Origin of the sequence: Enterobacter sp. RHBSTW-00318, assembly GCF_014101375.1 — a bacterium.
Classification (GTDB): Bacteria; Pseudomonadota; Gammaproteobacteria; order Enterobacterales; family Enterobacteriaceae; genus Enterobacter; species Enterobacter ludwigii.
Genome location: NZ_JABXQH010000001.1, coordinates 5,161,624 through 5,188,060 on the forward strand (window position 1 = coordinate 5,161,624; position 26,437 = coordinate 5,188,060).

Genomic DNA, 26,437 nt, shown 5'->3' on the forward strand with positions numbered 1-26,437 from the left:
CTGTGAGATGATGGTGGTGGGGGAAGGATTCGAACCTTCGAAGTCGATGACGGCAGATTTACAGTCTGCTCCCTTTGGCCGCTCGGGAACCCCACCAGGGGTAATTCAAATTTTGAGGTAATGCTGAGAGATGGTGGTGGGGGAAGGATTCGAACCTTCGAAGTCGATGACGGCAGATTTACAGTCTGCTCCCTTTGGCCGCTCGGGAACCCCACCACGGGGCAATGCTATTTACTGGCCTGCTTCCTGCTGGAAGCGGGGCGCATCATATCAAATGAGACGCCCCTGTAAAGCGTTACCACAATAAAAATAAACTGGTTGCCTGAATTTTACGCGTTAAGCTGTAAAGCTAACCAGTTCATTTTCTTGTCGATTAAAGAATAATCGTTCTGTTACCGTAAACGAACACACGTTGCGCAAGCACCTGATAGAGCGCACGACTGAGTACGTTCTTCTCTACGTCACGCCCGGCGCGCATCATATCTTCTGCGGTATAGGTGTGATCCACGTGAATCACGTCCTGCATAATGATTGGGCCTTCGTCCAGGTTGTCATTCACGTAGTGCGCGGTGGCACCGATGATTTTCACACCGCGTTCGTACGCCTGGTGATAAGGACGTGCACCGATAAAGGCTGGCAGGAATGAGTGATGGATGTTGATGATCTTGTTCGGGAAACGCGCCACGAAGGATGGGGTCAGCACACGCATGTATTTCGCCAGTACCACGTAATCCGGGTTATGCGCTTCGATAGCATTGGCCATCAGGTTGTCATGTTCTTCACGGGTATGGCCTTCATGGCTGACCAGCTCAAACGGAATATCAAAACGTTCAACCAGCGTGCGCAGCGTCTCGTGGTTACCGATAACGGCAGCGATTTCAACATCAAGGCCACCGTAGTTTGCTTTCATCAACAGATCGCCAAGACAGTGGGCTTCTTTCGTCACAAGAATAACAACGCGACGACGGCCAGCGGGTGTCAGTTCACGCACGGAGCCTTCAGGCAGCGCGCTGTCGAGATCGGCAAGCAGGGTGGTGTCGTTGAAAATCCCTTCGAGTTCGGTACGCATAAAGAAGCGTCCGGTACGGTGGTCAACGAACTCGTTGTTCTGCACGATATTCAGTTCATGCTTATAACAAATGTTGGTAATTCGTGCGATCAGCCCTTTTTGATCGGGACAGATGGTGCGCAGAACTTTACGTTGTAGTGATTGCATCGCCGGGAAATCCTGTTTGAGTATTTGCGAAGTCTGGGTTGTCAGGCATTACTGCCCGCAACACTTTTTAAATTTTTTACCTGAACCACAAGGGCAGGGATCGTTACGACCAAACTGTGGGCGCGTTCCGTCAATATAATACCATTGCCCGCTTTCCTTTAAGAACCGGGAACGTTCGATAATGGCACCGGGCTTATTGCGTTCGATAAAGCGGGCAACGAAGCTGACATAACCTTCATCAGCATCACTTCCCGTTGACGATTCATAGACGGTAAGGCCGAGCCATTGGGTATTAGCAAACCCGGCTTCAATATCCTGTCTGAAATCGGCAGCGTGGCAGGATGGGTGCCAGGTTTTAATCAGGTAGTCTGCGTCTTTGATCACAAAAGCAGTATACCGTGAACGCATGAGGTGTGACGGGTCTGGTGCAACCTGATCGCCAGACAGATATCGCTGACAACATAGGCTATACTCCAGAGCGCTACCACAAGGGCAGAGTTGAGACACGATTCTCTTCCTGGAACAAAAAATAAGGGCGTTAAACGCTTCGGGTAGCACCATGTTAACTGAGCAGTTGCGTTGATGCTATGTCAGGAATCCAGGGGACGTAAAACAGGGCTAATGAGAAAGGTTAAAATTGGACTGGCGCTGGGCTCAGGTGCAGCCCGGGGATGGTCGCACATCGGCGTGATAAATGCCTTAAAGCAGATGGGCATTGACGTTGATATTGTTGCAGGGTGTTCAATCGGATCGCTTGTGGGGTCCGCATACGCGTGCGGAAAGCTTCCGGAACTTGAAACCTGGGTACGCTCCTTCAGTTACTGGGACGTATTGCGCCTGATGGATCTCTCGTGGCAGCGCGGTGGGTTGCTGCGCGGTGAACGGGTCTTTAACCAGTTCCGTCAGATTATGCCTCTCGATGACTTCAGTCATTGTCAGTTACCCTTCGGTGCCGTTGCGACGAACCTCAGTACCGGCCGCGAACTCTGGCTTACCGAAGGGGATATCCATCTTGCCGTTCGCGCGTCCTGCAGCATGCCGGGCTTAATGGCCCCTGTTCCGCACAACGGTTACTGGCTTGTCGACGGAGGCGTTGTTAACCCGGTCCCCATTTCCCTGACCCGCGCTATGGGTGCCGATATCGTTATTGCCGTGGATTTACAGCACGACGCTCATCTGATGCAACAAGACCTGATGCCAGTCAATCTTCAGAGTGAAGATGCCGAGGGCGAAAAACTGGCCTGGCATGAGCGTCTGCGCGGACGTCTCGGGCGCATGGCCGCCCGGCGTGCGGTAACTGCACCCACGGCGATTGAAATTATGACGACCTCAATCCAGGTCCTGGAGAACCGCCTCAAGCGCAACCGCATGGCTGGCGACCCGCCGGATATTCTGCTTCAGCCGTATTGTCCGCAAATTTCTACCCTTGATTTCCATCGGGCTGAGGCCGCCATCGCAGCGGGCTCGTTAGCCGTCGAAAAGAAAATAGATGAGTTGCTGCCTTTTGTGCGAACAGCACGTTAAGCACCTTTTTTTGACTACTTCAGCAAAATCTGACAGGCGACAGTGCCGATAGCATGCCACTATGTAGTTACTGTCAGCCAGGGGAGGAACCATGACGAAGCCATTGGCCGGAAAACACATTTTGATTGTTGAAGACGAGCCCGTTTTCCGATCGCTACTGGATTCGTGGTTATCATCACTGGGGGCAAACACTTCACTGGCTGACGATGGCATCGACGCGCTGGAAAAAATGGTCAACATCACGCCTGATCTGATGATTTGTGACCTTGAAATGCCACGGATGAATGGACTGAAGCTGGTCGAACATCTGCGCAATGAAGCCAACCAGATGCCGATACTGGTGATTTCCGCCACAGAGAACATGGCGGATATAGCCAAAGCCTTGCGTCTGGGGGTTCAGGATATTCTGCTTAAACCGGTTAAAGATCTTAACCGGCTTCGTGAAACCGTCTTAGCCTGTCTTTATCCCAATATGTTTAATTCCCGGGTTGAGGAAGAGGAACGCCTTTTCCAGGACTGGGACGCCTTAGTGAGTAATCCCCCTGCGGCGGCGAAACTGTTGCAAGAACTTCAACCGCCGGTGCAACAAAATATTTCTCACTGTCGTGTGAATTATCGCCAGCTGGTGGCCGCTGACCAGCCAGGGCTGGTGCTCGATATTGCGCCATTATCGGATTCGGACCTTGCATTTTATTGTCTTGATGTCACCCGGGCAGGGGATAATGGTGTATTAGCCGCGTTATTACTTCGTGCGCTATTTAACGGGTTGCTGCAGGAACAACTCTCCCATCAGGGACAGCGGCTTCCCGAGTTAGGCAGTTTACTCAAACAGGTAAACCAGCTTTTCCGTCAGGCCAATTTACCCGGACAGTTTCCGCTGTTGGTAGGTTATTACCACAGCGGTTTGAAAAATCTTATCCTCGTTTCCGCGGGGCTTAATGCCTCGCTGAATACCGGGGAACATCATATTCAGGTCAGTAACGGTGTCCCGCTTGGAACATTGGGTACGGCTTATCTTAATCAAATTAGCCATCGCTGTTCCTCCTGGCAGTGCCAAATTTGGGGTGCCGGGGGACGGCTACGCTTAATGTTGTCCACGGAATAAGCAGTTGGATCTTAATTTTAAGATTGCTTTACCTGTGATTTATGGGGAGTGCTACTATCGCTGCCCGGAATCATGCGTATTTGTCCTAATTGATCGGCAACGCGTTCTTTTCAGACCCGGACTGCGGGATGAGGCTGATATACTTAACGCGTTATTTATTGCATAAAAGTTCAAAACTTGAACAGCTCAGGAGAATTTGAATGGCTGCCCTAAATTCGAAAGTCAGAAAGGCCGTCATCCCGGTAGCGGGATTGGGGACCAGGATGTTACCAGCAACTAAGGCGATTCCTAAAGAGATGCTGCCTCTGGTTGATAAGCCATTAATTCAGTATGTCGTTAACGAATGTATCGCGGCCGGCATTACTGAAATTGTGCTGGTTACACATTCATCAAAAAACTCTATCGAAAACCATTTCGATACAAGTTTTGAACTCGAAGCCATGCTGGAAAAACGTGTTAAGCGCCAGCTGCTGGAAGAAGTTCAGTCTATTTGCCCGCCACACGTCACCATTATGCAGGTGCGTCAGGGTCTGGCTAAAGGTCTGGGCCACGCAGTCATGTGTGCGCATCCCGTTGTAGGCGATGAGCCTGTTGCGGTGATCCTGCCTGACGTTATTCTGGACGAATATGAATCAGATCTTTCTCAGGACAATCTGGCTGAGATGATCAAACGCTTCGATGAAACAGGCAGCAGCCAGATCATGGTTGAACCTGTGGATGACGTTACCGCTTACGGTGTTGTTGACTGCAAAGGCGTTAACCTTGAACCGGGTGAGAGCGTGCCGATGATTGGCGTGGTTGAGAAGCCTAAGGCCGACGTAGCGCCTTCTAATCTGGCGGTTGTAGGTCGTTATGTCCTGAGTGCTGAAATCTGGCCTCTGCTGGCGAAAACGCCTCCAGGAGCGGGTGATGAAATCCAGCTTACCGATGCCATTGATATGCTGATCGAGAAAGAGACCGTTGAAGCTTACCATATGAAAGGTAAGAGCCATGACTGCGGTAATAAGCTCGGTTATATGCAGGCGTTTGTAGAATATGGCATTCGCCACAATACGCTCGGTGAAGAATTTAAAGCCTGGCTCAAAGAGAGCGCGGGTATTAAGAAATAACTCAGGCTTCATTTGATCTGTACCGGTGAGGCTCTGCCCACCGGTTTTTTTATGCCCATAACACGCCGTCATCACGTCCGATTGTAAGGCAAGCTAAATAGCCAAATAACGCTTTATGACAGAGTGTAAGGGGATGTTTTAGGTAAATTGCGGGTAAAAAAAATCCCGCATTACGCGGGATTTTTCTGGAAGCGAGATGATTAATCCTTGATCAGGAAGTCATCCAGCTGTTTACCTTGCTCGTCCATTGCTTTCTTGATAACAGCAGGAGTACGACCCTGGCCGGTCCAGGTTTTAGTTTCGCCGTTCTCGTCAACATAGCTATATTTAGCAGGACGAGCAGCGCGTTTTGCTTTGGTACCGGTTTTAGCTGCAGCCATGCTGTTCAGCAATTCATTTGGATCGATACCATCAGCAATCAGCATTTCACGATATTGCTGCAGTTTACGAGTACGCTCTTCGATTTCAGCAGCAGCAGCGCTTTCTTCTTCGCGACGTTCATTAACTACAACTTCTAATTTTTCCAGCATTTCTTCAAGCGTTTCGAGGGTACATTCTCTTGCCTGCGCACGAAGAGTACGGATGTTGTTCAGAATTTTAAGTGCTTCGCTCATTGTAGTAATCTCAAACTTATAATGGGGGGTGGTTTGTTGTCCTAATAATAGAGCGATAAATTCAGTTGTGCAATAGCTGGGAATGTAAGGAATTCAAAAAATAGTGAATATTGCCGCTATTATTAATTACGCTAACTTAAATTTCATAACCCGCCAGTCTCGCTTGTTATCACGTAAAGTGGCTTAACGCAGTCGATTGCATCTTTTTTTTGTGACATTTGCCTCAGGAATTATAGTTGCGGCGGATAAATATCAGCCTTTTGTATTAGGGAAGGTGCGAACAAGTTCCTGATATGAGATCATCATATTCATCCGGAGCGCATCCCAGAGGGACATCATGAGCCATCAACTCACCTTCGCCGATAGTGAATTCAGCACTAAGCGCCGTCAGACCCGAAAAGAGATTTTCCTCTCCCGCATGGAGCAGATTCTGCCATGGCAGAATATGACCGCTGTCATCGAGCCGTTTTATCCCAAGGCGGGCAATGGCCGACGGCCCTATCCGCTGGAGACCATGCTGCGTATTCACTGCATGCAGCATTGGTACAACCTGAGCGACGGTGCCATGGAAGATGCCCTGTACGAAATCGCCTCCATGCGCCTGTTTGCCCGATTATCCCTGGATAGCGCCCTGCCGGATCGCACCACCATCATGAATTTCCGCCACCTGCTCGAGCAGCATCAACTGGCCCGTCAATTGTTCAAGACCATCAATCGCTGGCTGGCCGAAGCAGGCGTCATGATGACCCAAGGCACTTTGGTGGATGCCACCATCATTGAGGCACCCAGCTCTACCAAGAACAAAGAGCAGCAACGCGATCCGGAGATGCATCAGACCAAGAAAGGCAATCAGTGGCACTTTGGCATGAAGGCCCACATTGGTGTCGATGCCAAGAGTGGCCTGACCCACAGCCTGGTCACCACCGCGGCCAACGAGCATGACCTCAATCAGCTGGGTAATCTGCTTCATGGAGAGGAGCAATTTGTCTCAGCCGATGCCGGCTACCAAGGAGCGCCACAGCGCGAGGAGCTGGCCGAGGTGGATGTGGACTGGCTGATCGCCGAGCGTCCCGGCAAGGTAAAAACCTTGAAGCAGCATCCGCGCAAGAACAAAACGGCCATCAACATCGAATACATGAAAGCCAGCATCCGTGCCAGGGTGGAGCACCCGTTTCGCATCATCAAGCGGCAGTTCGGCTTCGTGAAAGCCAGATACAAGGGGCTGCTGAAAAACGATAACCAACTGGCGATGTTATTCACCCTGGCCAACCTGTTTCGGGTGGACCAAATGATACGTCAGTGGGAGAGATCTCAGTAAAAACCGGAAATAACGCCAGAAATGGTGGAAAAAATAGCCTAAATAGGCTGATTCGATGTGTTTGCGGGAAAAAAATCGGCCCAGATCCGCGAAATTTTAATCAGCGAGTCAGCTTGGGAAGAAATGACCTGCTTATTCGCACCTTCCTTAGTTTACACCGGGTATGTTAAGGCAGAAATAGTTAATAAATAGTGAATTTTAATGAACGATGATTCCACTATAAAATGAAGTGTTATGTTTGGCTGACCCTGTAACATATTGGCTGGGCTGGATGCGTTTACTTCATGTTTTAACGCAGTATTTTTGCAAAATGCCGGCGGTAAACCTCGCGCTGAACCGCATAGTCTGTGCGTCGTATCGCTGATAACCAGACAAAATATGGTACAATGAATCATCGGTAATATTACACATTGATTAGGGTTTTACTGCCAATGGCACAACTTTATTTCTACTATTCGGCAATGAATGCCGGGAAATCGACAGCGCTACTGCAATCCTCATACAATTACCAGGAACGTGGGATGCGTACCGTTGTTTATACGGCTGAAATTGACGACCGCTTCGGTGCAGGGAAGGTGAGTTCCAGAATAGGCCTCTCATCGCCTGCGAGGCTGTTTAACCCGCAAACTGACCTGCTGGAGGATATCCGCACAGCGCATGCTTCACAGCCTATCCATTGTGTTCTGGTTGATGAAAGCCAGTTTCTGACGCGTGAGCAAGTTCATGCGCTTTCAGAGGTTGTCGATGAGCTTGATATTCCCGTTCTGTGCTATGGACTGCGCACTGACTTTCGCGGCGAGCTTTTTGCCGGCAGCCAGTATTTACTTGCGTGGTCGGATAAACTCGTTGAACTTAAAACCATCTGTTTTTGCGGCCGTAAAGCCAGCATGGTGCTTCGCCTCGACCAGGCCGGAAAACCCTATGCTGATGGCGAGCAGGTGGTGATAGGTGGCAATGAGCGCTACGTATCAGTGTGCCGTAAGCATTATAAGGAAGCGTTGATTGTCGGCTCACTGACGGCGCTTCAGCCTGACAACCGCAAATAATCCTTCACAGCAATATGCAGACATAAAAAAACCCGCCAGAGGCGGGTTTTTTATCAGGCTGTCAGTTACGCGTTTTTCTTCGCTTTCTTGTCAGCTTTAATGACAGGTGAGTCGACTTTCACAGCAACAGTGTCATTTTCTTTGAACTCGCGGCCGTAGAAGGTATCCAGCAGGATCTGTTTCAGCTCAGAGATCAGCGGGTAGCGCGGGTTAGCACCGGTACACTGGTCATCGAATGCATCTTCAGACAGCTTATCAACATGCGCGAGGAAGTCAGCTTCCTGAACGCCCGCTTCACGGATAGATTTAGGAATACCCAGCTCAGCTTTAAGACTTTCCAGCCATGCCAGCAGTTTCTCAATCTTCGCCGCAGTACGGTCGCCCGGTGCGCTCAGACCCAGGTGGTCTGCGATTTCAGCGTAACGACGACGTGCCTGTGGACGGTCATACTGGCTGAAAGCAGTCTGCTTGGTTGGGTTGTCGTTCGCGTTATAACGGATAACGTTGCTGATCAACAGGGCGTTCGCCAGACCGTGAGGAATGTGGAACTGTGAACCCAGTTTGTGTGCCATTGAGTGGCAAACACCCAGGAAGGCGTTAGCAAACGCGATACCGGCGATGGTTGCTGCACTGTGAACACGTTCACGGGCAACCGGGTTTTTAGACCCTTCATTATAAGACGCTGGCAGGTTTTCTTTCAGCAGTTTCAGAGCCTGCAGAGCCTGACCGTCAGAGAACTCAGAAGCCAGGACGGAAACGTAAGCTTCCAGGGCGTGAGTCACTGCATCCAGACCACCGAACGCACAGAGTGATTTCGGCATTTCCATGACCAGGTTGGCATCAACGATAGCCATGTCTGGCGTCAGCGCGTAGTCAGCCAGTGGGTATTTCTGACCGGTTGCATCGTCGGTTACAACGGCAAACGGCGTGACTTCTGAACCTGTACCGGAAGTGGTAGTAACGGCGATCATTTTCGCTTTTACGCCCATTTTCGGGAACTTGTAGATACGTTTACGGATGTCCATAAAGCGCAGCGCCAGTTCTTCGAAGTGTGTTTCTGGGTGCTCGTACATAACCCACATGATTTTCGCGGCGTCCATTGGGGAACCACCACCCAGTGCGATGATCACATCGGGTTTGAAGGAGTTCGCCAGTTCAGCACCTTTACGCACTACGGTCAGGGTTGGGTCAGCTTCAACTTCAAAGAACACTTCAGTTTCAACGCCAGCCGCTTTCAGAACAGAAGTGATCTGATCTGCGTAGCCGTTGTTGAACAGGAAACGGTCAGTCACGATGAGCGCACGTTTGTGGCCATCAGTAATCACTTCATCCAGCGCGATTGGCAGAGAGCCACGGCGGAAGTAGATAGATTTCGGAAGTTTGTGCCACAACATGTTTTCAGCTCGCTTAGCAACGGTTTTCTTGTTGATCAGGTGTTTTGGACCAACGTTTTCAGAGATGGAGTTACCACCCCAGGAACCACAACCCAGAGTCAGGGAAGGTGCGAGTTTGAAGTTGTACAGGTCACCGATACCACCCTGAGAAGCCGGGGTGTTAATCAGGATGCGCGCAGTTTTCATCATCTGACCGAAGTGAGCAACGCGCTCTGGCTGGTTATCCTGGTCGGTGTACAGGCAAGAGGTATGACCGATACCCCCCATTGCAACCAGTTTCTCCGCTTTTACTACCGCGTCTTCGAAATCTTTCGCACGGTACATAGCAAGCGTAGGCGAGAGTTTTTCGTGAGCGAACGGTTCGCTTTCGTCGACAACTTTAACTTCGCCGATCAGAATCTTGGTGGTTGCCGGAACGGTAAAGCCGGCGAGTTCAGCGATTTTATAGGCTGGCTGACCAACGATGGCGGCGTTCAGCGCGCCGTTTTTCAGAATGATATCCTGAACGGCTTTCAGCTCTTTGCCCTGCAGCATGTAGCCGCCGTGGCTGGCGAAACGTTCGCGAACCGCATCATAGACGGAATCTACAACAACAACGGACTGTTCAGACGCACAGATAACACCGTTGTCGAAGGTTTTAGACATCAGTACAGATGCAACAGCACGTTTAATATCGGCCGTTTCGTCGATAACAACAGGCGTGTTACCCGCACCTACACCGATAGCCGGTTTACCGGAGCTGTATGCTGCTTTAACCATGCCAGGACCACCGGTTGCCAGGATCAGGTTAATGTCCGGGTGGTGCATCAGGGCGTTAGACAGTTCAACAGACGGTTGGTCGATCCAGCCGATCAGATCTTTTGGCGCACCCGCAGCGATAGCAGCCTGCAGCACGATATCCGCTGCTTTGTTGGTGGCATCTTTAGCACGTGGGTGAGGGGAGAAGATGATTGCGTTACGGGTCTTCAGACTGATCAGCGATTTGAAGATGGCAGTAGACGTTGGGTTAGTCGTTGGAACGATACCGCAAATAATACCGATAGGTTCAGCAATGGTGATGGTACCGAAGGTATGATCTTCAGCCAGGACGCCGCAAGTCTTCTCATCTTTATAGGCGTTATAGATATACTCTGAAGCAAAGTGGTTTTTGATCACTTTATCTTCAACGATACCCATGCCGGATTCAGCAACGGCCATTTTAGCGAGAGGGATTCGAGCATCTGCAGCAGCCAGAGCGGCCGCGCGGAAGATTTTATCAACCTGTTCTTGGGTGAAATTGGCGTATTCACGCTGGGCTTTTTTCACGCGCTCGACGAGTGCGTTCAGTTCAGCGATATTAGTAACAGCCATAATGCTCTCCTGATAATGTTTAAACTCTTTTAGTAAACCAGCGCTCGATACGTCTGACAGTATAGACAGAGCCACTACGACTTGCGTTAGATAAAGTAAAACAAAGAGTTACTTTATGCTCTGGCGCGCTAACTTACTAAAAGAGCCTTACCTTAACATCATCCCTTTGTGACAGGTGACCTTCCTGGGGGGCGTAATCAAGATTACTCACTTCTGAGTACGAAAATCATGATCTGCGTCAATTTTTCCCCAAGCTGATACCTTTCAGCAGGGTTATTTATTGTAGATATTTCCAGTGTTAAATAATTAAGTAACTATTGGGAGTGATGCTATCACTGATTCTACATCTGTTTAACATCCTGAAAGGATAACGTTTAGGCACAGATTTCTGGTGAAGTATGCTCATAAAAAGCGTATCTTCAGCGCGATTTTTCATGACAAAGTGTCAGTCCCGGGCATGTGCATAAGCGGAGCAAAACGTGATCCAAACGCTCTTTGATTTTCCAACGTATTTTAAATTTTTTATTGGTCTATTTGCCCTGGTCAACCCGGTAGGGATCATCCCTGTCTTCATTAGTATGACCAGTTACCAGACGGCGGCGGCCAGGAACAAAACCAACCTCACCGCTAACCTGTCAGTGGCCATTATCTTGCTCACCTCGCTTTTCCTGGGTGATGCCATTCTCCAGCTGTTCGGCATTTCAATTGATTCTTTCCGCATCGCGGGTGGCATCCTGGTGGTGACCATTGCCATGTCGATGATCAGCGGTAAGCTGGGTGAGGATAAGCAGAACAAACAGGAGAAATCAGAAACCGCCATTCGCGAAAGTATCGGCGTGGTCCCGCTTGCGTTGCCTTTAATGGCAGGGCCTGGGGCGATCAGTTCCACCATTGTCTGGGGGACACGTTACCATAGCCTGATGCACCTGATTGGCTTTTCTGTCGCCATCGCTATCTTCGCACTGTGTTGTTGGGGTGTTTTCCGCATGGCGCCCTGGCTGGTGCGCTGGCTGGGGCAAACGGGCATCAACGTCATTACGCGTATTATGGGCCTGTTGTTGATGGCGTTAGGCATCGAATTTATTGTCACCGGTATTAAAAGCATTTTCCCCGGCTTACTGCACTAATATTTCAAATGAAAGAACGGGGCCTGCGGCTCCGTTTTTTTACGTGATTATCAGCAAATCATATAATTAAAGTTGAAATGCTCACATATCATAATAAATTCTACTAATAATCCGCTTTTCTTATATTTCAATAAGTTATCAATTTGTTTCGTGTCTCTCTGCACATAAAACCTTCAATCGATCTGTTATTTTACTCACATGATACTCTGGGGCTTGCTGAGTCATAACCGAAATGATATTAGTAATTTCAACGTTCCCCTAGAGGAATGTGCTAAATAATAATCAGTTGTTAAATTTTTGTACAAAACCACTCGATGATAGCGCAGCGACGCGCTTGTAGAGAATTTTTTCTCTATCATATTGAATACCAATGTTTTTATGCGGTATTTGATGTCAGGCAGGGCTGCCCCCCGAGATACGGCACTCACCGTAAAAGAGAATTGCTTAACAAATTTGCAAAATGTATTGGCGCGCGTTTACGCCATTTGATACTTTCCGGCCTAATATTTTGCAGCATAAAACAAGCAGATGAGAATTATTTTCATATAGTCCTCTTCTCAGATATCCAGCGCAGGCCTCAGACAGGGGAGACCTGTGAAGAATCGACGCAAGACGGCCATACGAGCGGTCAGTAATAAAAAAGTCGGTGATAGCAAGAAGTAAAAAGAAGAACCTGACAGCAGCAAAAAAAACTCCTGCGCTGTACAGGCCCCAACAGGGGATTACACAGCTGGCGAAGGCCAGTAATTATAATGAGTGGAGTACCAACACAATGTCCATCATCACAAAAAAAAATCTGGTAGCGGCGGGGATTTTAACTGCGCTAATCGCGGGCAACGCTGCAATGGCTGCGGACGTTCCTGCAGGCGTTCAACTGGCTGAGAAACAGACGCTGGTTCGTAACAACGGTGCGGAAGTGCAGTCTCTTGACCCGCACAAAATTGAAGGTGTTCCAGAGTCTAACGTCAACCGCGACCTGTTCGAAGGCTTGCTGGTGACCGACGTAGACGGCCACCCGGCACCGGGTGTGGCGGAAAAATGGGAAAATAAAGATTTCAAAGTCTGGACCTTCCATCTGCGTAAAGATGCGAAATGGTCCGACGGTACGCCGGTTACCGCCGAAGATTTCGTGTATAGCTGGCAGCGTCTGGCGAATCCAACCACCGCCTCTCCGTATGCGAGCTACCTGCAATATGGCCACATCGCCAATATTGATGACATCATCGCCGGTAAAAAACCGGTCACCGACCTGGGTGTGAAAGCGATTGATGCCAATACCTTTGAAGTGACGTTGAGCGAGCCTGTTCCGTACTTCTACAAATTACTGGTTCACCCGTCCGTTTCCCCGGTACCAAAATCTGCGGTGGAAAAATTTGGTGAAAAATGGACCCAGCCTGCCAATATCGTGACCAACGGTGCATATAAACTGAAAGACTGGGTGGTCAACGAACGTATGGTTCTGGAACGTAACCCGCAGTACTGGGATAACGCGAAAACCGTCATTAATCAGGTAACCTACCTGCCAATTTCTTCTGAAGTCACTGACGTTAACCGTTACCGCAGCGGCGAAATCGACATGACCTATAACAACATGCCGATTGAACTGTTCCAGAAGCTGAAAAAAGAGATCCCGAAAGAAGTGCATGTTGATCCGTATCTCTGTACTTACTACTACGAAATCAACAACCAGAAAGCACCTTTCACCGATGTGCGCGTGCGTACAGCGCTGAAGCTGGCACTGGATCGCGATATCATCGTGAACAAAGTGAAAAACCAGGGCGACCTGCCGGCATACAGTTATACCCCTCCTTATACCGACGGTATGAAACTGGTTGAGCCTGAGTGGTTCAAGTGGTCACAGGAAAAACGTAACGAAGAAGCGAAAAAACTGCTGGCTGAAGCCGGTTATACCGCTGACAAGCCGCTGACGTTTAACCTGCTGTACAACACGTCTGACCTGCATAAAAAACTGGCTATCGCCGTCGCGTCTATCTGGAAGAAAAACCTGGGCGTGAACGTGAAGCTGGAAAACCAGGAGTGGAAAACCTTCCTGGATACCCGCCATCAGGGGACGTTCGACGTGGCTCGTGCCGGCTGGTGTGCGGACTATAACGAACCAACATCCTTCTTGAACACCATGCTGAGTGACAGTTCGAATAACACCGCGCACTATAAGAGCCCGGCATTCGATAAGATCATTACTGATACGCTGAAAGTCACAGACGATGCGCAGCGCGCTGATCTGTACGCGAAATCAGAAGAGCAGCTCGATAAAGACTCTGCAATTGTACCGGTCTATTACTACGTTAACGCCCGCCTGGTGAAACCGTGGGTAGGGGGTTATACCGGTAAAGACCCGTTGGATAATATTTCCGTTAAGAATCTTTATATTATCAAGCATTAATGGCAATACGTGGGGCAGGCCTGGCTTGCCCCACTGTGTCTACTTTGTAACATTCATCAGGCACACGCCAGAAGGTACGGGCAATGTTGAAATTTATCCTGCGTCGCTGCTTAGAAGCGATACCAACGTTATTTATTCTAATTACGATTTCCTTCTTTATGATGCGTCTCGCGCCGGGAAGTCCATTTACCGGTGAACGTACGCTGCCACCGGAAGTGATGGCCAATATCGAAGCGAAGTATCACTTAAACGACCCTATCTCCACGCAGTACTTCAACTATCTGAAGCAACTGGCGCACGGTGATTTTGGGCCGTCATTCAAATACAAAGACTATTCCGTTAACGACCTGGTGGCGTCCAGCTTCCCTGTCTCGGCGAAACTGGGTGCTGCAGCATTCATCCTTGCCGTCGTTCTCGGCGTCACCGCGGGCGTTATTGCCGCGCTCAAACAAAATACCAAATGGGATTATACCGTAATGGGGGTGGCGATGACCGGGGTGGTTATACCCAGCTTCGTTGTCGCGCCATTACTGGTGATGATATTTGCCATTACGCTCAAATGGCTGCCCGGAGGCGGCTGGAACGGTGGGGCGCTGAAGTTCATGATTTTGCCAATGGTGGCACTTTCCCTAGCCTATATCGCCAGTATCGCGCGTATCACCCGCGGTTCCATGATTGAAGTCCTGCACTCGAACTTCATCCGTACCGCGCGTGCGAAAGGGCTGCCGATGCGCCGGATTATATTCCGCCATGCACTCAAGCCTGCGCTCCTGCCCGTGCTCTCCTACCTGGGGCCGGCATTCGTTGGGATCATCACCGGCTCAATGGTTATCGAAACCATTTACGGTCTGCCGGGCATTGGTCAGCTGTTCGTTAATGGCGCGCTGAACCGCGACTATTCACTGGTACTGAGCCTGACAATCCTTGTCGGCGCACTGACCATTTTGTTTAACGCTATTGTCGATGTGCTGTATGCCGTTATCGACCCGAAAATCCGTTACTGATACTGGAGCACGCCATGATGTTGAGTAAGAAAAACAGCGAGGCGCTGGAAAACTTCAGTGAAAAACTGGAAGTAGAAGGTCGTAGCCTCTGGCAAGACGCCCGTCGTCGCTTTATGCATAACCGCGCCGCGGTCGCCAGCCTGGTTGTTCTGGTGCTCATCGCGCTGTTTGTCACCCTGGCGCCGATTCTGTCGCAATTTACCTATTTCGACACCGACTGGGGCATGATGTCCAGCGCACCCGATATGACGTCCGGGCACTATTTTGGTACGGATTCCTCAGGGCGCGACCTGCTGGTGCGTGTCGCTATCGGTGGCCGTATTTCGCTGATGGTTGGTATTGCTGCCGCCCTGGTGGCGGTGATCGTGGGTACGCTTTACGGCTCACTCTCAGGCTACCTTGGCGGTAAAGTGGACTCCGTCATGATGCGTATGCTGGAAATCTTAAACTCCTTCCCGTTCATGTTCTTCGTTATCCTGCTGGTGACCTTCTTTGGCCAGAATATCCTGTTGATCTTCGTGGCAATCGGGATGGTGTCCTGGCTGGATATGGCGCGAATCGTTCGTGGTCAGACGCTGAGTCTTAAGCGTAAAGAGTTTATCGAAGCGGCGCAGGTGGGCGGTGTCTCCACCGGTAATATTGTGGTTCGCCATATCGTTCCTAACGTGCTCGGCGTGGTGGTGGTATATGCCTCGCTGCTGGTACCAAGCATGATCCTGTTTGAATCTTTCCTGAGCTTCCTGGGTCTGGGTACACAAGAGCCACTGAGCAGCTGGGGCGCGCTTCTGAGTGATGGTGCAAACTCAATGGAAGTCTCACCGTGGTTGCTTCTGTACCCGGCGGGCTTCCTGGTCGTCACCCTGTTTTGTTTCAACTTTATCGGCGATGGCCTGCGTGATGCCCTCGACCCGAAAGACCGTTAAGGAGCGCCGTCATGACGATTATTGAAACGGCCACTGCGCCACAGGCGCAACAGCAGGGTAACCTTCTGCTGGACGTAAAAGACCTCCGCGTGACCTTTAAAACGCCGGATGGCGATGTGACCGCCGTGAACGATCTCAACTTCAACCTGCGTGCGGGTGAAACGCTGGGGATCGTGGGCGAGTCGGGTTCCGGTAAATCCCAAACCGCCTTTGCGTTGATGGGGCTGCTGGCGTCTAACGGTGTCATTGGCGGTTCCGCCAAATTCAACGGGCGTGAGATCCTCAACCTGCCGGAATACGAGCTGAACAAGCTGCGCGCTGAGCAGATTTCGATGATATTCCAGGACCCGATGACCTCGCTGAACCCGTATATGCGTGTCGGAGAGCAGCTGATGGAAGTGCTGATGCTGCACAAAGGCCTGGGCAAAGCGGAAGCCTTTGAGGAGTCCGTCAAAATGCTCGACGCGGTAAAAATGCCGGAAGCGCGCAAGCGCATGCGCATGTTCCCGCATGAGTTCTCCGGCGGTATGCGTCAGCGTGTCATGATTGCGATGGCGCTGATGTGCCGGCCAAAACTGCTGATTGCCGATGAACCAACCACCGCGCTTGATGTGACCGTCCAGGCACAGATCATGACGCTGCTGAACGAGCTTAAGCGTGAGTTCAACACCGCGATTATCATGATCACTCACGATCTGGGCGTCGTGGCCGGTATCTGTGACAAGGTACTGGTGATGTATGCCGGTCGCACTATGGAATATGGTAAGGCGCGCGACGTGTTCTACCAGCCTGCACACCCTTACTCCATTGGTCTGCTGAATGCGGTGCCGCGCCTCGATGCAGAAGGGGAATCCCTGCTGACCATCCCTGGCAACCCGCCAAACCTGCTGCGTCTGCCGAAAGGCTGTCCGTTCCAGCCACGCTGCCCGCACGCGATGGAAATCTGCAATACCGCGCCGCCGCTGGAAGAGTTTGCACCAGGCCGTCTGCGCGCCTGCTTTAAGCCGCAGGAGGATCTGGTATGAACGCATTAGATGAAAAAAGAAATGTCCTGCTCGAAATTGCTGACCTTAAGGTGCATTTCGACATTAAAGACGGAAAACAGTGGTTCTGGCAGCCGCCGAAAACCCTGAAAGCGGTCGATGGCGTAACGCTTCGTCTGTATGAAGGGGAAACCCTGGGGGTGGTGGGTGAGTCCGGTTGCGGTAAATCCACATTTGCGCGTGCCATCATAGGCCTCGTGAAAGCCACCGACGGCAAAGTTGCCTGGCTGGGTAAAGATCTGCTGGGCATGAAGCCAGACGAGTGGCGCGATGTGCGTAGCGACATCCAGATGATTTTCCAGGATCCGCTGGCCTCATTGAACCCGCGTATGACCATCGGGGAGATCATTGCTGAGCCACTGCGAACCTATCATCCGAAGATGCCGCGTCAGGAAGTACGCGACCGTGTGAAGGCAATGATGATGAAAGTGGGCTTGTTGCCTAACCTCGTCAACCGTTACCCGCACGAATTCTCCGGTGGTCAGTGCCAGCGTATCGGTATCGCCCGCGCCTTGATCCTTGAGCCGAAGCTGATTATCTGTGACGAGCCCGTCTCGGCGCTGGACGTCTCTATTCAGGCGCAGGTGGTTAACCTGCTGCAGAAACTGCAGCGTGAAATGGGGCTGTCGCTGATCTTCATTGCGCATGACCTCGCGGTGGTGAAACACATTTCTGACCGCGTACTGGTGATGTATCTGGGTCATGCGGTGGAATTAGGGACTTACGATGAGGTGTACCATAACCCACTGCACCCCTATACCCGGGCACTGATGTCTGCGGTACCGATTCCCGATCCGGATCTGGAAAAAAATAAAACCATCCAGCTTCTGGAAGGTGAATTACCGTCCCCGATTAACCCGCCGTCCGGTTGTGTATTCCGTACGCGATGCCCGATGGCCGGGCCGGAATGTGCAAAAACACGTCCGGTTCTGGAGGGCAGTTTCCGACATGCGGTTTCCTGCCTGAAAGTAGACCCGTTATAATCGCAAGGGCTGACATGATGTCAGCCCTTATTATTTGCGAGGTTAATGTGTCGCGATTATTCACCTCCGTCCGTCGGCGGCTCTATCATCTTTTATTCGATCCTGAAACGGTAACCGGGCGGCGTTTTGAAGCCCTCTGCGCCCTGTTTGCGCTGCTCAGCGTGGTGATCATTTTTATCGAATCGGGCGTCGGAACGCAGTATCACCTGACGCTGGAAGAATGGCATCTTTTTGTCTGGCTGGAGCTGGTCATTACGCTGGTCTTTACCGCTGAATATTTCCTGCGGGTATTCTGTTGGCCTGACCCGGCCAAATATGTCTTCAGCTTCTGGGGATTTATTGATTTAGCCACGATCCTGCCGCTCTATGTCATGTGGCTATGGCCGGAAATCAGTCTGAGCTATGTTTTTGCCTGGCGAGCGATGCGCGTTATTCGGGTGTTACGCATTCTTAAACTGCTGCGGTTTATGCCGTCATTGCGGATATTCTGGAGTGCCATCGTCAGCGCGCGGCATCAACTGATCCTGTTCTACTCATTTATTGCCATCGTCATGGTGATATTCGGCGCGTTGATGTATTTGATAGAAGGGCCGAAGAATGGCTTCTCAACGCTGAATGCTTCTGTCTATTGGGCGATTGTGACCGTCACGACCGTTGGCTATGGTGATATAGCTCCTCACACTCCGCTGGGACGGATTGTCGCCTCGGTACTGATTCTGATTGGTTATTCGGTGATTGCGGTCCCGACAGGGCTCATTACTACGCACATGAGCAGTGCTTTTCAGAACCGTAAGGCGCAACGAAAATGCCCGAAATGTCACCGGGGTGAACATGAACACAGCGCGCGGTTTTGTAATCAGTGTGGAAGTGAGTTACCGGATTAAATAAAAAAGGCTGCAATCGCAGCCTTTTTTATTATTCGCGCCAGAGAATATGACACAGCTTGTGGTCTTTCTCGCGACACAGCAGGACGCGGGCGAAGATGTCGTTAATTTCACCGCCATCTTCATCGGCCAGGCCAATCACCACTTCGGCAAAGAAGTCAGGATTGAGGTCGAAATCCACATGTTCAGCCCAGTCTTCAGAAGGGTCGAACAACTCGGCGCCCCCGCGCTCTTCAAACTGGAGATTAAAGAGGATCACGTCTGCGGGATCGAGGTTATCAACCGCCAGTTCGAGAAAAATGTCATAGGCCTGTTCGAGCGTTTCGTCTTCGGTCAGGCGATTGTTCAGATCCATTTCCATGATGACTACCTGTTTAACATCGTTGGGCACGTTTTACAGCAACGGACTAAAGAAGTAAAACAGTCGTTCGGTAATTCTCTGCCACAGCGGGCGTTTAACCCACAGTCTGGCATCCAGCAGTCGCGAGCGGGAGATATAATCATCCTGGACCGCGGCCAGATCGCCGCCAAAGCCGGCATCATCGATCACCAGTGTGATTTCAAAGTTCAGCCACAGACTGCGCATATCCAGGTTAACCGTACCCACCAGACTTAACTCGCCGTCGACAAGCACGCTCTTGGTGTGGAGTAATCCGCCTTCAAACTGGTAGATTTTCACCCCCGCAGCCAGCAGTTCACTGAAGAATGCCCGGCTGGCCCAGCCCACCAGAAGCGAGTCATTTTTGCGTGGCAAGATGATACTCACATCGACACCGCGCTGTGCCGCGGTACAGATGGCGTGCAGCAGGTCATCGCTGGGAACAAAGTAGGGGGTGGTCATGATCAAATATTCACGCGCTGCGTAAGTGGCCGTCAGCAACGCCTGATGGATCAAGTCCTCCGGGAAGCCCGGTCCGGAAGCGATAGTATGGATGGTGTGCCCGCTGGCTTCTTCAAACGGCATGATATTGCCATCCGGTGGCGGCGGCAGGATACGTTTCCCGGTTTCTATCTCCCAGTCGCAGGAATAAACGATACCCATCGAGGTGGCAATGGGCCCCTCCATTCTCGCCATCAGGTCTACCCATTGCCCGACACCCGAGTCCTGCTTGAAGAACCGCGGGTCAACCATGTTCATGCTGCCGGTATAGGCAATATAGTTGTCGATCATGATCATTTTACGGTGCTGGCGAAGGTCCATCCGGCGCAGAAACACACGCAAGAGATTGACCTTCAGCGCCTCAACCACTTCAATACCGGCATTACGCATCATGCCCGCCCAGGGACTACGAAAGAAGGCGACGCTGCCAGCGGAGTCCAGCAACAGGCGGCAATGAATGCCCCGACGCGCAGCGGCCATCAGCGATTCTGCAACCTGATCGGCCATGCCGCCAGGCTGCCAGATATAGAACACCATCTCGATATTATGGCGAGCCAGTTGAATATCGCGGATGAGGGCCTGCATGACGTCATCCGAGGAGGTCAGCAACTGGAGCTGGTTGCCCTTAACGCCGCCAATACCCTGACGGAGTTCGCACAGCTTAAACAGCGAGGAGGCAACACTGCTGTTCTCCTCGGCAAAGATATGTTTGCAGGCTTTGAGATCGTTGAGCCATTTGGCGGTTGAAGGCCACATGGCACGGGCACGCTCGGCACGGCGTTTACCCAGATGTAGCTCACCGAAAGAGAGATAGGCAATAATCCCCACCAGCGGCAGGATGTAGATTATCAGCAGCCAGGCCATGGCAGAGGGTACGGCTCTGCGCTTCATCAGGATGCGCAAAGTCACACCCGCGATTAACAGCCAGTATCCCAGAATGACCAGCCAACTCACCACGGTGTAGAAGGTTGTCATAGGTAAAAAAATCCTTTTGAAAGCGTATTGTTATGAGTGTACGCATCAGGAATCATCTGGCAAATAAAAACGCCAGTTAAAAGCGCTGGTTTGCTGCGGGGTTGGGTTTATAATGGGGTTTCTGTTAGAGAAAGAGTTGTAAACATGAAGCGCAGTAGAACAGAAGTAGGGCGCTGGCGCATGTTGCGACAGGTGAGTCGTCGCAAGGCTCGTTGGCTGGAAGCACAATCCCGCCGCAATATGCGTATACACGCCATCAGAAAATGTGGAATGACCAGACACCGTAACGCGTTGCTGTTCGCTACACAGGTTATCTGAGAACCATCAGGGCACCGTTAAGGTGCCCACTGATTTTCAGGCTATCATTTTTCGCAGTCTCTCCCCCGATTCATTCCGCGATATACTCCGCCCTCTTAATCTTATGCATTTCAAAGATGAATCCTTATCTCTGGGTATTTATTGTGCTGCTTGCGTTGGATGCGATCAGGGAAAACGCAGGATTATCGTCATTATCCGCGTTGATTAATTTACTGCTCAGCGGGATATCGCACTGGATAAACTAAAAAGGAAAAGAGATGAACGGAAAAGTGGTTGCTGCCCTTCTTGGGATTGCCGTGTTGAGCGGTTGTGCCAGCAGTAAAACGTCACCGGAAAGGCATGCTTATTATTTCGTGTCGCATAAAACCAATTTTACTGGCGGCAATTTTACGTCAAGTGTATCGCAAAATTATCGTCTGAATGTCCCTCAGTTCCGTGAGCTGTATGAGCAGGGGAAAACCGATCGCGCTGCAGGACGCACACTGTCTGAGGCAAACCAGTACGCCCAAAGCATTCGCGATCAACTGAAGAATCAGGCGAAAACGGAGCATGCTTTCGACGGTAATACCGCGGATAAATGGACGTCTCAAATGGAAGAGAAGGACGCCGTTTTATTTGGCAACGAACTGGCTGCGACTTATCTTGATGGCTATAACGGCGTACAATAGCGTCTGATTTTGGGGATATCGTATTTGCAGCGATATTCCCGTCGTTTTTTTTAGCAAAAGGAGGGAGAGGTGTTTGCGGAGTTTGGTGTACTTAATTTCTGGACCTATGTTGTAGGGGCATTTTTTATCGTGCTGGTGCCTGGACCGAACACATTGTTTGTACTGAAAACCGGTATTGGGCACGGTGTTAAAAAAGGGTATCTCGCCGCCACTGGCGTATTTATCGGCGATGCAGTGCTGATGTTTCTGGCCTGGGCGGGCGTCGCAGCATTAATCCAGACGACCCCGGTTCTGTTTAATATTGTGCGCTACCTCGGCGCTTTCTATCTCCTGTGGCTCGGCGGCAAAATGCTCTGGTCAGTCATCACCCGTCAGAAGAATACCCATGAGAGCGGAACCGAGCCTGCGAGCATGATCATGAAACGCTCGCTGGTGCTGAGCCTGACGAATCCAAAGGCTATTTTGTTCTATGTCTCGTTCTTTGTGCAGTTCATCGATGTGAATGCGAAAAACACGGGCACGTCTTTCCTGATCCTCGCGACCACGCTGGAGCTGATTAGCTTTATGTATATGAGCTTCCTGATCTTCTCTGGTGCGTTTGTCACGCGTTATCTGAAAACCAAAAAGAAACTGGCAAAGCTGGGGAACGGGCTGATTGGGCTGCTGTTTGTCGGATTTGCGGCGCGCTTAGCGTCACTACACTGAAGAGATGAGTGGCTCCTTTCGGAGCCACTTTTGCATCAAAACACTTTCTTGTACGGGCGAACCGTCACCTTCGCATAGACACCTGCGGCAACGTACGGGTCTGCATCAGCCCAGGCCTGAGCCGCTTCCAGGGATTCAAACTCGGCGATCACCGTGGAGCCCGCGAAACCGGCAGCGCCAGGGTCATTGCTGTCTACCGCAGGCATTGGACCCGCGGTCAGTAATCGACCTTCATCCTGGAGCAGTTGTAAACGCGCCAGATGGGCAGGGCGAACGGACTGGCGTTTTTCGAGGGAATCAGCGACATCTTCAGAGTAAATCACGTAAAGCACGGTGAAGCTCCTTAACCATTAAAAGTGTCAGTAACGTTATGTGAAAGGGCAACTGACTGCAATGTAAAGATAAAAACAATGTTAAAACCCTGATCTAAATGCGCCTTTTTTGGCCTCTCTTGCGCTTAAATTGCGCCAGGACAAAGTGTCTTATTGAATATGATTGCTATTTGCATTTAAAATCAGTGTTCGGTTTTTTAACGTTGATGATTATGACTTCGATGACCCTTGATTTACCTCGCCGCTTTCCCTGGCCGACGCTGCTTTCTGTCGTTATTCACGGTGCTGTCGTGGCGGGTTTGCTTTATACCTCGGTTCATCAGGTTGTTGAAATGCCAGCGCCCGCACAGCCTATTTCTGTGACGATGGTATCGCCATCGGATCTCGAACCGCCGCAGGTTGCGCCTCCGCCGCCACAGCCCGTCGCCGAACCGGAACCCGAACCTGAACCGGTGCCGGAACCGCCAAAAGAAGCTCCGGTGGTGATCCACAAACCCGAGCCGAAGCCGAAACCTAAGCCGAAGCCAAAACCGGTGAAGAAGGTAGAAGAACGTCCAAAACGCGAAACGCGTCCGGTTGAACCCCGCGCTACGCAGACGGTAGAAAACGCAGCACCTTCGCGTCCGGTGATGAATAACACCACGACGACAGCCAAACCGACAGTCACCGCACCCGCGGGACCGCGTGCGGTCAGCCGTAATCAGCCGCAGTATCCGGCTCGTGCTCAGGCATTACGTATTGAGGGCCGTGTACGGGTGAAATTCGATGTTACGCCGGAAGGGCGTGTTGAGAACGTGGAAATACTGTCCGCGCAGCCGTCTAATATGTTCGAGAGAGAAGTGAAAACGGCGATGCGCAGATGGCGTTATGAAGCCGGTAAACCGGGCAACGGACTGATCGTGAATATTGTATTCCGCCTGAATGGCGGGGCACAGATGGAATAAAAAAAAGCCTCCGCAAGGAGGCTTTTTTTACCGGGCAATCAGGCCTGAGGAAGCGGTCGGGGTTTACCTTCGTTGTCCACGGCCACATAAATAAACAGCGCTTCTGTCGCTTTATAACGCTGTCCAATGGGTTCGGACGAGACCTTTTTCACCCACACTTCGATGTTAATGGAGATGGAGGTATTGCCACGTTTTACGCAACGCGCGTAACAGCAAACCACATCACCCACTGCAACCGGGCGCAGGAAGGTCATGCCATCCACTCTCACCGTCACTACCCGGCCATGTGCAATCTCTTTTGCCAGAATAGCGCCGCCCATATCCATTTGCGACATCAGCCAGCCGCCAAAAATATCGCCATTGGCATTGGTGTCAGCGGGCATTGCCAGTGTGCGTAAAACCAGTTCGCCCTGAGGGGCGTTATTTGTTGTCATTGTTTTAACTCGTAACTGAAGACTTCAGGCGGGATGCTACTATGATTTCAGGCTGGAGAGAATAGACCAGAACGCCTGCTGCACACGTTCTGGTCGGTGAACGATCAGTGCTGGTCGTCCTGTGGCATGTGGCGATAGATATAAACGCCACTTAACAGCGTGAAGATGAGCGTCAGAGCCGTCAGGCCAAAGACCTTGAAGTTGACCCAGATATTCTGCGGCAGCCAGAAAGCAATATAGATATTGGCAAGACCACAGAGAATAAAGAAGATCGCCCAGGCGATATTCAGTCGAGACCACACTTCCTGAGGCAGCGTCAGCTCTTTGCCCAGCATGCGCTGGATCAGCGGCTTCTTCATCACCCACTGGCTAATCAGTAACGCACCCGCAAACAGAGCGTAAATCACCGTGACTTTCCATTTGATGAATTCATCGTTGTGGAAGAACAGGGTGAGTCCCCCAAACACCGCGACCAAGACGAAGGTCACCAGCGCCATTTTTTCAACTTTACGGTAGCGAACCCAGCTGTAGATCAGCACAACCGCTGTGGCCACGATCAGTGCAGTCGTGGCGGCATAAATGTCATACAGCTTGTAGAAAGCGAAAAAGACCACGAGCGGTAAAAAATCAAGAAACTGCTTCATTCTGTGATTCCATCTTCTGTGTAGGGCCGGGCTGACGTTCCCGGCCACAGGATTACTGACGAATTAACATATACAGGCGGAACAGATAGACCAGCAGTACCGCTGAAATGAGGTTGCTCAGCGTATTTGCCACCACCGCGCCCACATTTGGCGTGAGTACCGCAAAATTCGGGGCAAACAGCAGCAGGAGCGTTTTCGCCAACAGCCAGCCGATAACAGCCGGCGCCACCAGGCGTATATTTGCCCAGGCGAGCCGGATGCTGCTGCGCATCGCGGTAAAGATCCCCAGTTTATCCTGCACGACCATTACCGGCGCGAAAGAAAGCACGATAGCCAGTAATACACCCGGCACGACGACCAGCATAATCCCCATCTGCACCAGCATGGTGGTTAAAAAGATGAGGATAAACAGCTTCGGTAATACCGGTGCGCTGGCACCAATCGCCCGCAGGGCGCTGACGCGCTGACCGGCGGAAACCAGCTGAATCATCAGCAGAACGCCACCTGCCAGAATCGCATTGCCGATCAGACCAGAGAATGTCGAAGCAGCGGAAGCCCGCAGCAGGATTTGTTGCTGCTCCGGCGTCATGTTTTGTACCAGTTCAAACAACCCCACGCTATCTGCAAGGTTGTCGCCCTGGCTCAGGCTGGCAATCTGTTCGTCACTTGGCGAGAACGCATGACCAAGCACCACTGTAATGAAGGCGCATAGCAACGCGATCAGTAAAAAGGTTAAGAACTGATTGCGGAAAAAGTTTCCCGTGTCACGGTAGACAGACTTCGCCGTGATAGACATGCACTCTCCTTGAGTATTGCAGGTGTTAATTAGCCGGCAATTGTACACCGGATAACACTGTCGTGGCAGCATCAAGGCTTGTATGGAAAAGCATATCTTTGTAAAGCGGCGGTAATCCAAAGCGCGCACGGGCACGATTACAGGCTTCATTGACCTGCCCATCCTCACCTGACATGGAAAATTCCCGGCACGGGCTGGGGCGGTGCTCGTAGATAGAGCACCGGGTGGACACCCCAGGTTCACCTTGCAGCGCAGCGCATCGGCACGGTTTTTGGTTGGTGCCGCTCATGCAGCGCAGAAAAGGCGTTAACGGTTCAGTGAGATGAACCGGAACGGTACCGCCGCCATCGCTGGCTTCGGCCCAGTAGAAAGAGACTCGAAAATACGCACAACAGGCTCCGCACGTCATGCACGGGTTAACATCACTCATGGCACACCTGCAAAAGAAGAACGCATCAAATCAACTTGTGAGAGCGCTAAATTATCCAGCTGCGAGAGGAAGAGCAAGAGGGTGAAAAGAGAAAATTTTGTAACGCCGAAATGCCAGAAATTGACCTGACGACAACTTATCGCTTTACGGTGTGTCACCAAAAATTAACCCAGATCAATGAATGTTAACTTACTGGTTTTAATGTGATCTGTAGCAGATCACTTATTACTCATTTGTGAGTATATTCTCCTCCGCGACTAAAACCAC

At 51.1% G+C, this 26,437-nt stretch carries 28 protein-coding genes and 2 tRNA genes; 17 read left to right on the forward strand and 13 right to left on the reverse strand.

The window, feature by feature from the left end:
- Positions 1 to 11: 11 nt before the first annotated feature.
- The 4 genes from HV157_RS25400 to HV157_RS25415 all read right to left on the reverse strand — a co-directional run bounded on the left by HV157_RS25400 (position 12) and on the right by HV157_RS25415 (position 1,723).
- Positions 12 to 96, reverse strand: a tRNA-Tyr gene (locus tag HV157_RS25400).
- Between the two features lie 35 nt (positions 97 to 131).
- Positions 132 to 216: transfer RNA gene (locus tag HV157_RS25405), tRNA-Tyr, on the reverse strand.
- A gap of 157 nt (positions 217 to 373) precedes the next feature.
- Entirely contained in the window at positions 374 to 1,216 is an 843-nt protein-coding gene (gene purU, locus HV157_RS25410) for a formyltetrahydrofolate deformylase (RefSeq protein WP_014170456.1), read from the reverse strand.
- 48 nt (positions 1,217 to 1,264) lie between these two features.
- Positions 1,265 to 1,723, reverse strand: coding sequence for a YchJ family protein (locus HV157_RS25415; protein ID WP_025203926.1), 459 nt, complete (start codon positions 1,721 to 1,723; stop codon positions 1,265 to 1,267).
- Positions 1,724 to 1,837: 114 nt separating this feature from the next.
- On the opposite strand from HV157_RS25415, the gene rssA reads away from it, so the two are divergent.
- From rssA to galU, 3 genes are all read left to right on the forward strand, one after another.
- Complete coding sequence (rssA, locus tag HV157_RS25420; RefSeq protein WP_032669742.1) at positions 1,838 to 2,740, forward strand: patatin-like phospholipase RssA; 903 nt, start codon at positions 1,838 to 1,840, stop codon at positions 2,738 to 2,740.
- A 91-nt stretch (positions 2,741 to 2,831) separates the two neighbouring features.
- Positions 2,832 to 3,845, forward strand: coding sequence for a two-component system response regulator RssB (gene rssB / locus HV157_RS25425; RefSeq protein WP_014170453.1), 1,014 nt, complete (start codon positions 2,832 to 2,834; stop codon positions 3,843 to 3,845).
- 200 nt (positions 3,846 to 4,045) lie between these two features.
- Entirely contained in the window at positions 4,046 to 4,954 is a 909-nt protein-coding gene (gene galU / locus HV157_RS25430) for a UTP--glucose-1-phosphate uridylyltransferase GalU (RefSeq protein ID WP_014170452.1), read from the forward strand.
- Between the two features lie 200 nt (positions 4,955 to 5,154).
- On the opposite strand, the gene hns is transcribed toward galU, so the two are convergent.
- Entirely contained in the window at positions 5,155 to 5,568 is a 414-nt protein-coding gene (gene hns, locus HV157_RS25435) for a histone-like nucleoid-structuring protein H-NS (protein ID WP_008502781.1), read from the reverse strand.
- A gap of 337 nt (positions 5,569 to 5,905) precedes the next feature.
- On the opposite strand from hns, the gene HV157_RS25440 reads away from it, so the two are divergent.
- The 3 genes from HV157_RS25440 to tdk all read left to right on the forward strand — a co-directional run bounded on the left by HV157_RS25440 (position 5,906) and on the right by tdk (position 7,932).
- Positions 5,906 to 6,886 (forward strand): IS5-like element ISKpn26 family transposase, encoded by a 981-nt coding sequence (locus HV157_RS25440; RefSeq protein ID WP_000019445.1) that lies wholly within the window; start codon positions 5,906 to 5,908, stop codon positions 6,884 to 6,886.
- On the forward strand, positions 6,868 to 7,056 hold the full coding sequence (locus HV157_RS26465) for a hypothetical protein (RefSeq protein WP_332872199.1): 189 nt from the start codon (positions 6,868 to 6,870) through the stop codon (positions 7,054 to 7,056). The genes HV157_RS25440 and HV157_RS26465 overlap by 19 nt, the downstream gene beginning before the upstream one ends.
- A gap of 261 nt (positions 7,057 to 7,317) precedes the next feature.
- Entirely contained in the window at positions 7,318 to 7,932 is a 615-nt protein-coding gene (gene tdk / locus HV157_RS25445; RefSeq protein WP_025203928.1) for a thymidine kinase, read from the forward strand.
- 65 nt (positions 7,933 to 7,997) lie between these two features.
- On the opposite strand, the gene adhE is transcribed toward tdk, so the two are convergent.
- Entirely contained in the window at positions 7,998 to 10,676 is a 2,679-nt protein-coding gene (gene adhE, locus HV157_RS25450) for a bifunctional acetaldehyde-CoA/alcohol dehydrogenase (RefSeq protein WP_032678337.1), read from the reverse strand.
- A gap of 479 nt (positions 10,677 to 11,155) precedes the next feature.
- Here adhE and HV157_RS25455 point away from each other — a divergent pair, with 479 nt between their 5' ends.
- From HV157_RS25455 to HV157_RS25485, 7 genes are all read left to right on the forward strand, one after another.
- Positions 11,156 to 11,803, forward strand: coding sequence for a YchE family NAAT transporter (locus HV157_RS25455; RefSeq protein ID WP_014170449.1), 648 nt, complete (start codon positions 11,156 to 11,158; stop codon positions 11,801 to 11,803).
- Between the two features lie 772 nt (positions 11,804 to 12,575).
- Positions 12,576 to 14,207 carry an oligopeptide ABC transporter substrate-binding protein OppA gene (gene oppA / locus HV157_RS25460; RefSeq protein ID WP_020882381.1) on the forward strand — a complete coding sequence of 544 codons (1,632 nt, stop codon included), beginning with the start codon at positions 12,576 to 12,578 and terminating at the stop codon, positions 14,205 to 14,207.
- Between the two features lie 83 nt (positions 14,208 to 14,290).
- A complete protein-coding gene (gene oppB / locus HV157_RS25465; RefSeq protein ID WP_014170447.1) occupies positions 14,291 to 15,211 on the forward strand; it encodes an oligopeptide ABC transporter permease OppB in 921 nt (306 codons plus the stop codon).
- 14 nt (positions 15,212 to 15,225) lie between these two features.
- On the forward strand, positions 15,226 to 16,134 hold the full coding sequence (oppC, locus tag HV157_RS25470; RefSeq protein ID WP_014170446.1) for an oligopeptide ABC transporter permease OppC: 909 nt from the start codon (positions 15,226 to 15,228) through the stop codon (positions 16,132 to 16,134).
- An 11-nt stretch (positions 16,135 to 16,145) separates the two neighbouring features.
- A complete protein-coding gene (locus HV157_RS25475; RefSeq protein ID WP_014170445.1) occupies positions 16,146 to 17,159 on the forward strand; it encodes an ABC transporter ATP-binding protein in 1,014 nt (337 codons plus the stop codon).
- On the forward strand, positions 17,156 to 18,160 hold the full coding sequence (oppF, locus tag HV157_RS25480; RefSeq protein ID WP_014170444.1) for a murein tripeptide/oligopeptide ABC transporter ATP-binding protein OppF: 1,005 nt from the start codon (positions 17,156 to 17,158) through the stop codon (positions 18,158 to 18,160). The genes HV157_RS25475 and oppF overlap by 4 nt, the downstream gene beginning before the upstream one ends.
- Before the next feature lie 14 nt (positions 18,161 to 18,174).
- Complete coding sequence (locus HV157_RS25485; RefSeq protein ID WP_041162688.1) at positions 18,175 to 19,044, forward strand: ion transporter; 870 nt, start codon at positions 18,175 to 18,177, stop codon at positions 19,042 to 19,044.
- Positions 19,045 to 19,075: 31 nt separating this feature from the next.
- Here HV157_RS25485 and HV157_RS25490 read toward each other — a convergent pair whose 3' ends face one another.
- Together HV157_RS25490 and cls are read right to left on the reverse strand one after the other, a co-directional pair.
- Positions 19,076 to 19,405 (reverse strand): HI1450 family dsDNA-mimic protein, encoded by a 330-nt coding sequence (locus HV157_RS25490; protein WP_006810881.1) that lies wholly within the window; start codon positions 19,403 to 19,405, stop codon positions 19,076 to 19,078.
- A gap of 33 nt (positions 19,406 to 19,438) precedes the next feature.
- Positions 19,439 to 20,899: a cardiolipin synthase gene (gene cls / locus HV157_RS25495; protein WP_014170441.1), complete on the reverse strand. Its 1,461-nt coding sequence runs from the start codon at positions 20,897 to 20,899 to the stop codon at positions 19,439 to 19,441.
- A gap of 144 nt (positions 20,900 to 21,043) precedes the next feature.
- On the opposite strand from cls, the gene HV157_RS25500 reads away from it, so the two are divergent.
- The 3 genes from HV157_RS25500 (at position 21,044) to leuE (ending at position 22,590) form a co-directional block, all read left to right on the forward strand.
- A complete protein-coding gene (locus HV157_RS25500) occupies positions 21,044 to 21,217 on the forward strand; it encodes a YciY family protein (protein WP_086463573.1) in 174 nt (57 codons plus the stop codon).
- A 257-nt stretch (positions 21,218 to 21,474) separates the two neighbouring features.
- Positions 21,475 to 21,885, forward strand: a complete 411-nt coding sequence (locus tag HV157_RS25505) for an Exc2 family lipoprotein (RefSeq protein ID WP_025203932.1) — start codon at positions 21,475 to 21,477, stop codon at positions 21,883 to 21,885.
- A 69-nt stretch (positions 21,886 to 21,954) separates the two neighbouring features.
- Positions 21,955 to 22,590 carry a leucine efflux protein LeuE gene (leuE, locus tag HV157_RS25510; protein ID WP_020882385.1) on the forward strand — a complete coding sequence of 212 codons (636 nt, stop codon included), beginning with the start codon at positions 21,955 to 21,957 and terminating at the stop codon, positions 22,588 to 22,590.
- A gap of 35 nt (positions 22,591 to 22,625) precedes the next feature.
- On the opposite strand, the gene HV157_RS25515 is transcribed toward leuE, so the two are convergent.
- Positions 22,626 to 22,922, reverse strand: a complete 297-nt coding sequence (locus HV157_RS25515) for a YciI family protein (RefSeq protein WP_014170437.1) — start codon at positions 22,920 to 22,922, stop codon at positions 22,626 to 22,628.
- A 221-nt stretch (positions 22,923 to 23,143) separates the two neighbouring features.
- Here HV157_RS25515 and tonB point away from each other — a divergent pair, with 221 nt between their 5' ends.
- Positions 23,144 to 23,866: a TonB system transport protein TonB gene (gene tonB, locus HV157_RS25520; RefSeq protein WP_032679698.1), complete on the forward strand. Its 723-nt coding sequence runs from the start codon at positions 23,144 to 23,146 to the stop codon at positions 23,864 to 23,866.
- A gap of 38 nt (positions 23,867 to 23,904) precedes the next feature.
- On the opposite strand, the gene yciA is transcribed toward tonB, so the two are convergent.
- The 4 genes from yciA to HV157_RS25540 form a co-directional block, all read right to left on the reverse strand.
- On the reverse strand, positions 23,905 to 24,300 hold the full coding sequence (yciA, locus tag HV157_RS25525) for an acyl-CoA thioester hydrolase YciA (protein WP_014170435.1): 396 nt from the start codon (positions 24,298 to 24,300) through the stop codon (positions 23,905 to 23,907).
- Between the two features lie 104 nt (positions 24,301 to 24,404).
- The gene (locus tag HV157_RS25530; protein WP_020882387.1) at positions 24,405 to 24,944 is read right to left on the reverse strand and encodes a septation protein A; all 540 of its coding nucleotides are present in this window, start codon (positions 24,942 to 24,944) and stop codon (positions 24,405 to 24,407) included.
- Between the two features lie 52 nt (positions 24,945 to 24,996).
- The gene (locus tag HV157_RS25535; protein ID WP_020882388.1) at positions 24,997 to 25,740 is read right to left on the reverse strand and encodes a YciC family protein; all 744 of its coding nucleotides are present in this window, start codon (positions 25,738 to 25,740) and stop codon (positions 24,997 to 24,999) included.
- Between the two features lie 25 nt (positions 25,741 to 25,765).
- Complete coding sequence (locus HV157_RS25540; protein ID WP_032680849.1) at positions 25,766 to 26,170, reverse strand: YkgJ family cysteine cluster protein; 405 nt, start codon at positions 26,168 to 26,170, stop codon at positions 25,766 to 25,768.
- Between the last annotated feature and the right edge of the window lie 267 nt (positions 26,171 to 26,437).

Excerpts from the sequence above, each read along its gene's own strand:
- oppC (WP_014170446.1), top strand. The coding sequence starts at position 15,226 with ATGATGTTGAGTAAGAAAAACAGCGAGGCGCTGGAAAACTTCAGTGAA.
- HV157_RS25500 (WP_086463573.1), top strand. The coding sequence starts at position 21,044 with ATGAAGCGCAGTAGAACAGAAGTAGGGCGCTGGCGCATGTTGCGACAG.
- tonB (WP_032679698.1), top strand. The coding sequence starts at position 23,144 with ATGACCCTTGATTTACCTCGCCGCTTTCCCTGGCCGACGCTGCTTTCT.
- HV157_RS25485 (WP_041162688.1), top strand. The coding sequence starts at position 18,175 with ATGATGTCAGCCCTTATTATTTGCGAGGTTAATGTGTCGCGATTATTC.
- yciA (WP_014170435.1), bottom strand. The coding sequence starts at position 24,300 with ATGACAACAAATAACGCCCCTCAGGGCGAACTGGTTTTACGCACACTG.
- HV157_RS25440 (WP_000019445.1), top strand. The coding sequence starts at position 5,906 with ATGAGCCATCAACTCACCTTCGCCGATAGTGAATTCAGCACTAAGCGC.
- HV157_RS25530 (WP_020882387.1), bottom strand. The coding sequence starts at position 24,944 with ATGAAGCAGTTTCTTGATTTTTTACCGCTCGTGGTCTTTTTCGCTTTC.
- HV157_RS25505 (WP_025203932.1), top strand. The coding sequence starts at position 21,475 with ATGAACGGAAAAGTGGTTGCTGCCCTTCTTGGGATTGCCGTGTTGAGC.
- rssB (WP_014170453.1), top strand. The coding sequence starts at position 2,832 with ATGACGAAGCCATTGGCCGGAAAACACATTTTGATTGTTGAAGACGAG.
- adhE (WP_032678337.1), bottom strand. The coding sequence starts at position 10,676 with ATGGCTGTTACTAATATCGCTGAACTGAACGCACTCGTCGAGCGCGTG.
- rssA (WP_032669742.1), top strand. The coding sequence starts at position 1,838 with ATGAGAAAGGTTAAAATTGGACTGGCGCTGGGCTCAGGTGCAGCCCGG.
- oppF (WP_014170444.1), top strand. The coding sequence starts at position 17,156 with ATGAACGCATTAGATGAAAAAAGAAATGTCCTGCTCGAAATTGCTGAC.
- oppB (WP_014170447.1), top strand. The coding sequence starts at position 14,291 with ATGTTGAAATTTATCCTGCGTCGCTGCTTAGAAGCGATACCAACGTTA.
- HV157_RS25475 (WP_014170445.1), top strand. The coding sequence starts at position 16,146 with ATGACGATTATTGAAACGGCCACTGCGCCACAGGCGCAACAGCAGGGT.
- hns (WP_008502781.1), bottom strand. The coding sequence starts at position 5,568 with ATGAGCGAAGCACTTAAAATTCTGAACAACATCCGTACTCTTCGTGCG.
- HV157_RS25540 (WP_032680849.1), bottom strand. The coding sequence starts at position 26,170 with ATGAGTGATGTTAACCCGTGCATGACGTGCGGAGCCTGTTGTGCGTAT.
- tdk (WP_025203928.1), top strand. The coding sequence starts at position 7,318 with ATGGCACAACTTTATTTCTACTATTCGGCAATGAATGCCGGGAAATCG.
- galU (WP_014170452.1), top strand. The coding sequence starts at position 4,046 with ATGGCTGCCCTAAATTCGAAAGTCAGAAAGGCCGTCATCCCGGTAGCG.
- HV157_RS25490 (WP_006810881.1), bottom strand. The coding sequence starts at position 19,405 with ATGGAAATGGATCTGAACAATCGCCTGACCGAAGACGAAACGCTCGAA.
- oppA (WP_020882381.1), top strand. The coding sequence starts at position 12,576 with ATGTCCATCATCACAAAAAAAAATCTGGTAGCGGCGGGGATTTTAACT.
- HV157_RS25535 (WP_020882388.1), bottom strand. The coding sequence starts at position 25,740 with ATGTCTATCACGGCGAAGTCTGTCTACCGTGACACGGGAAACTTTTTC.
- cls (WP_014170441.1), bottom strand. The coding sequence starts at position 20,899 with ATGACAACCTTCTACACCGTGGTGAGTTGGCTGGTCATTCTGGGATAC.
- purU (WP_014170456.1), bottom strand. The coding sequence starts at position 1,216 with ATGCAATCACTACAACGTAAAGTTCTGCGCACCATCTGTCCCGATCAA.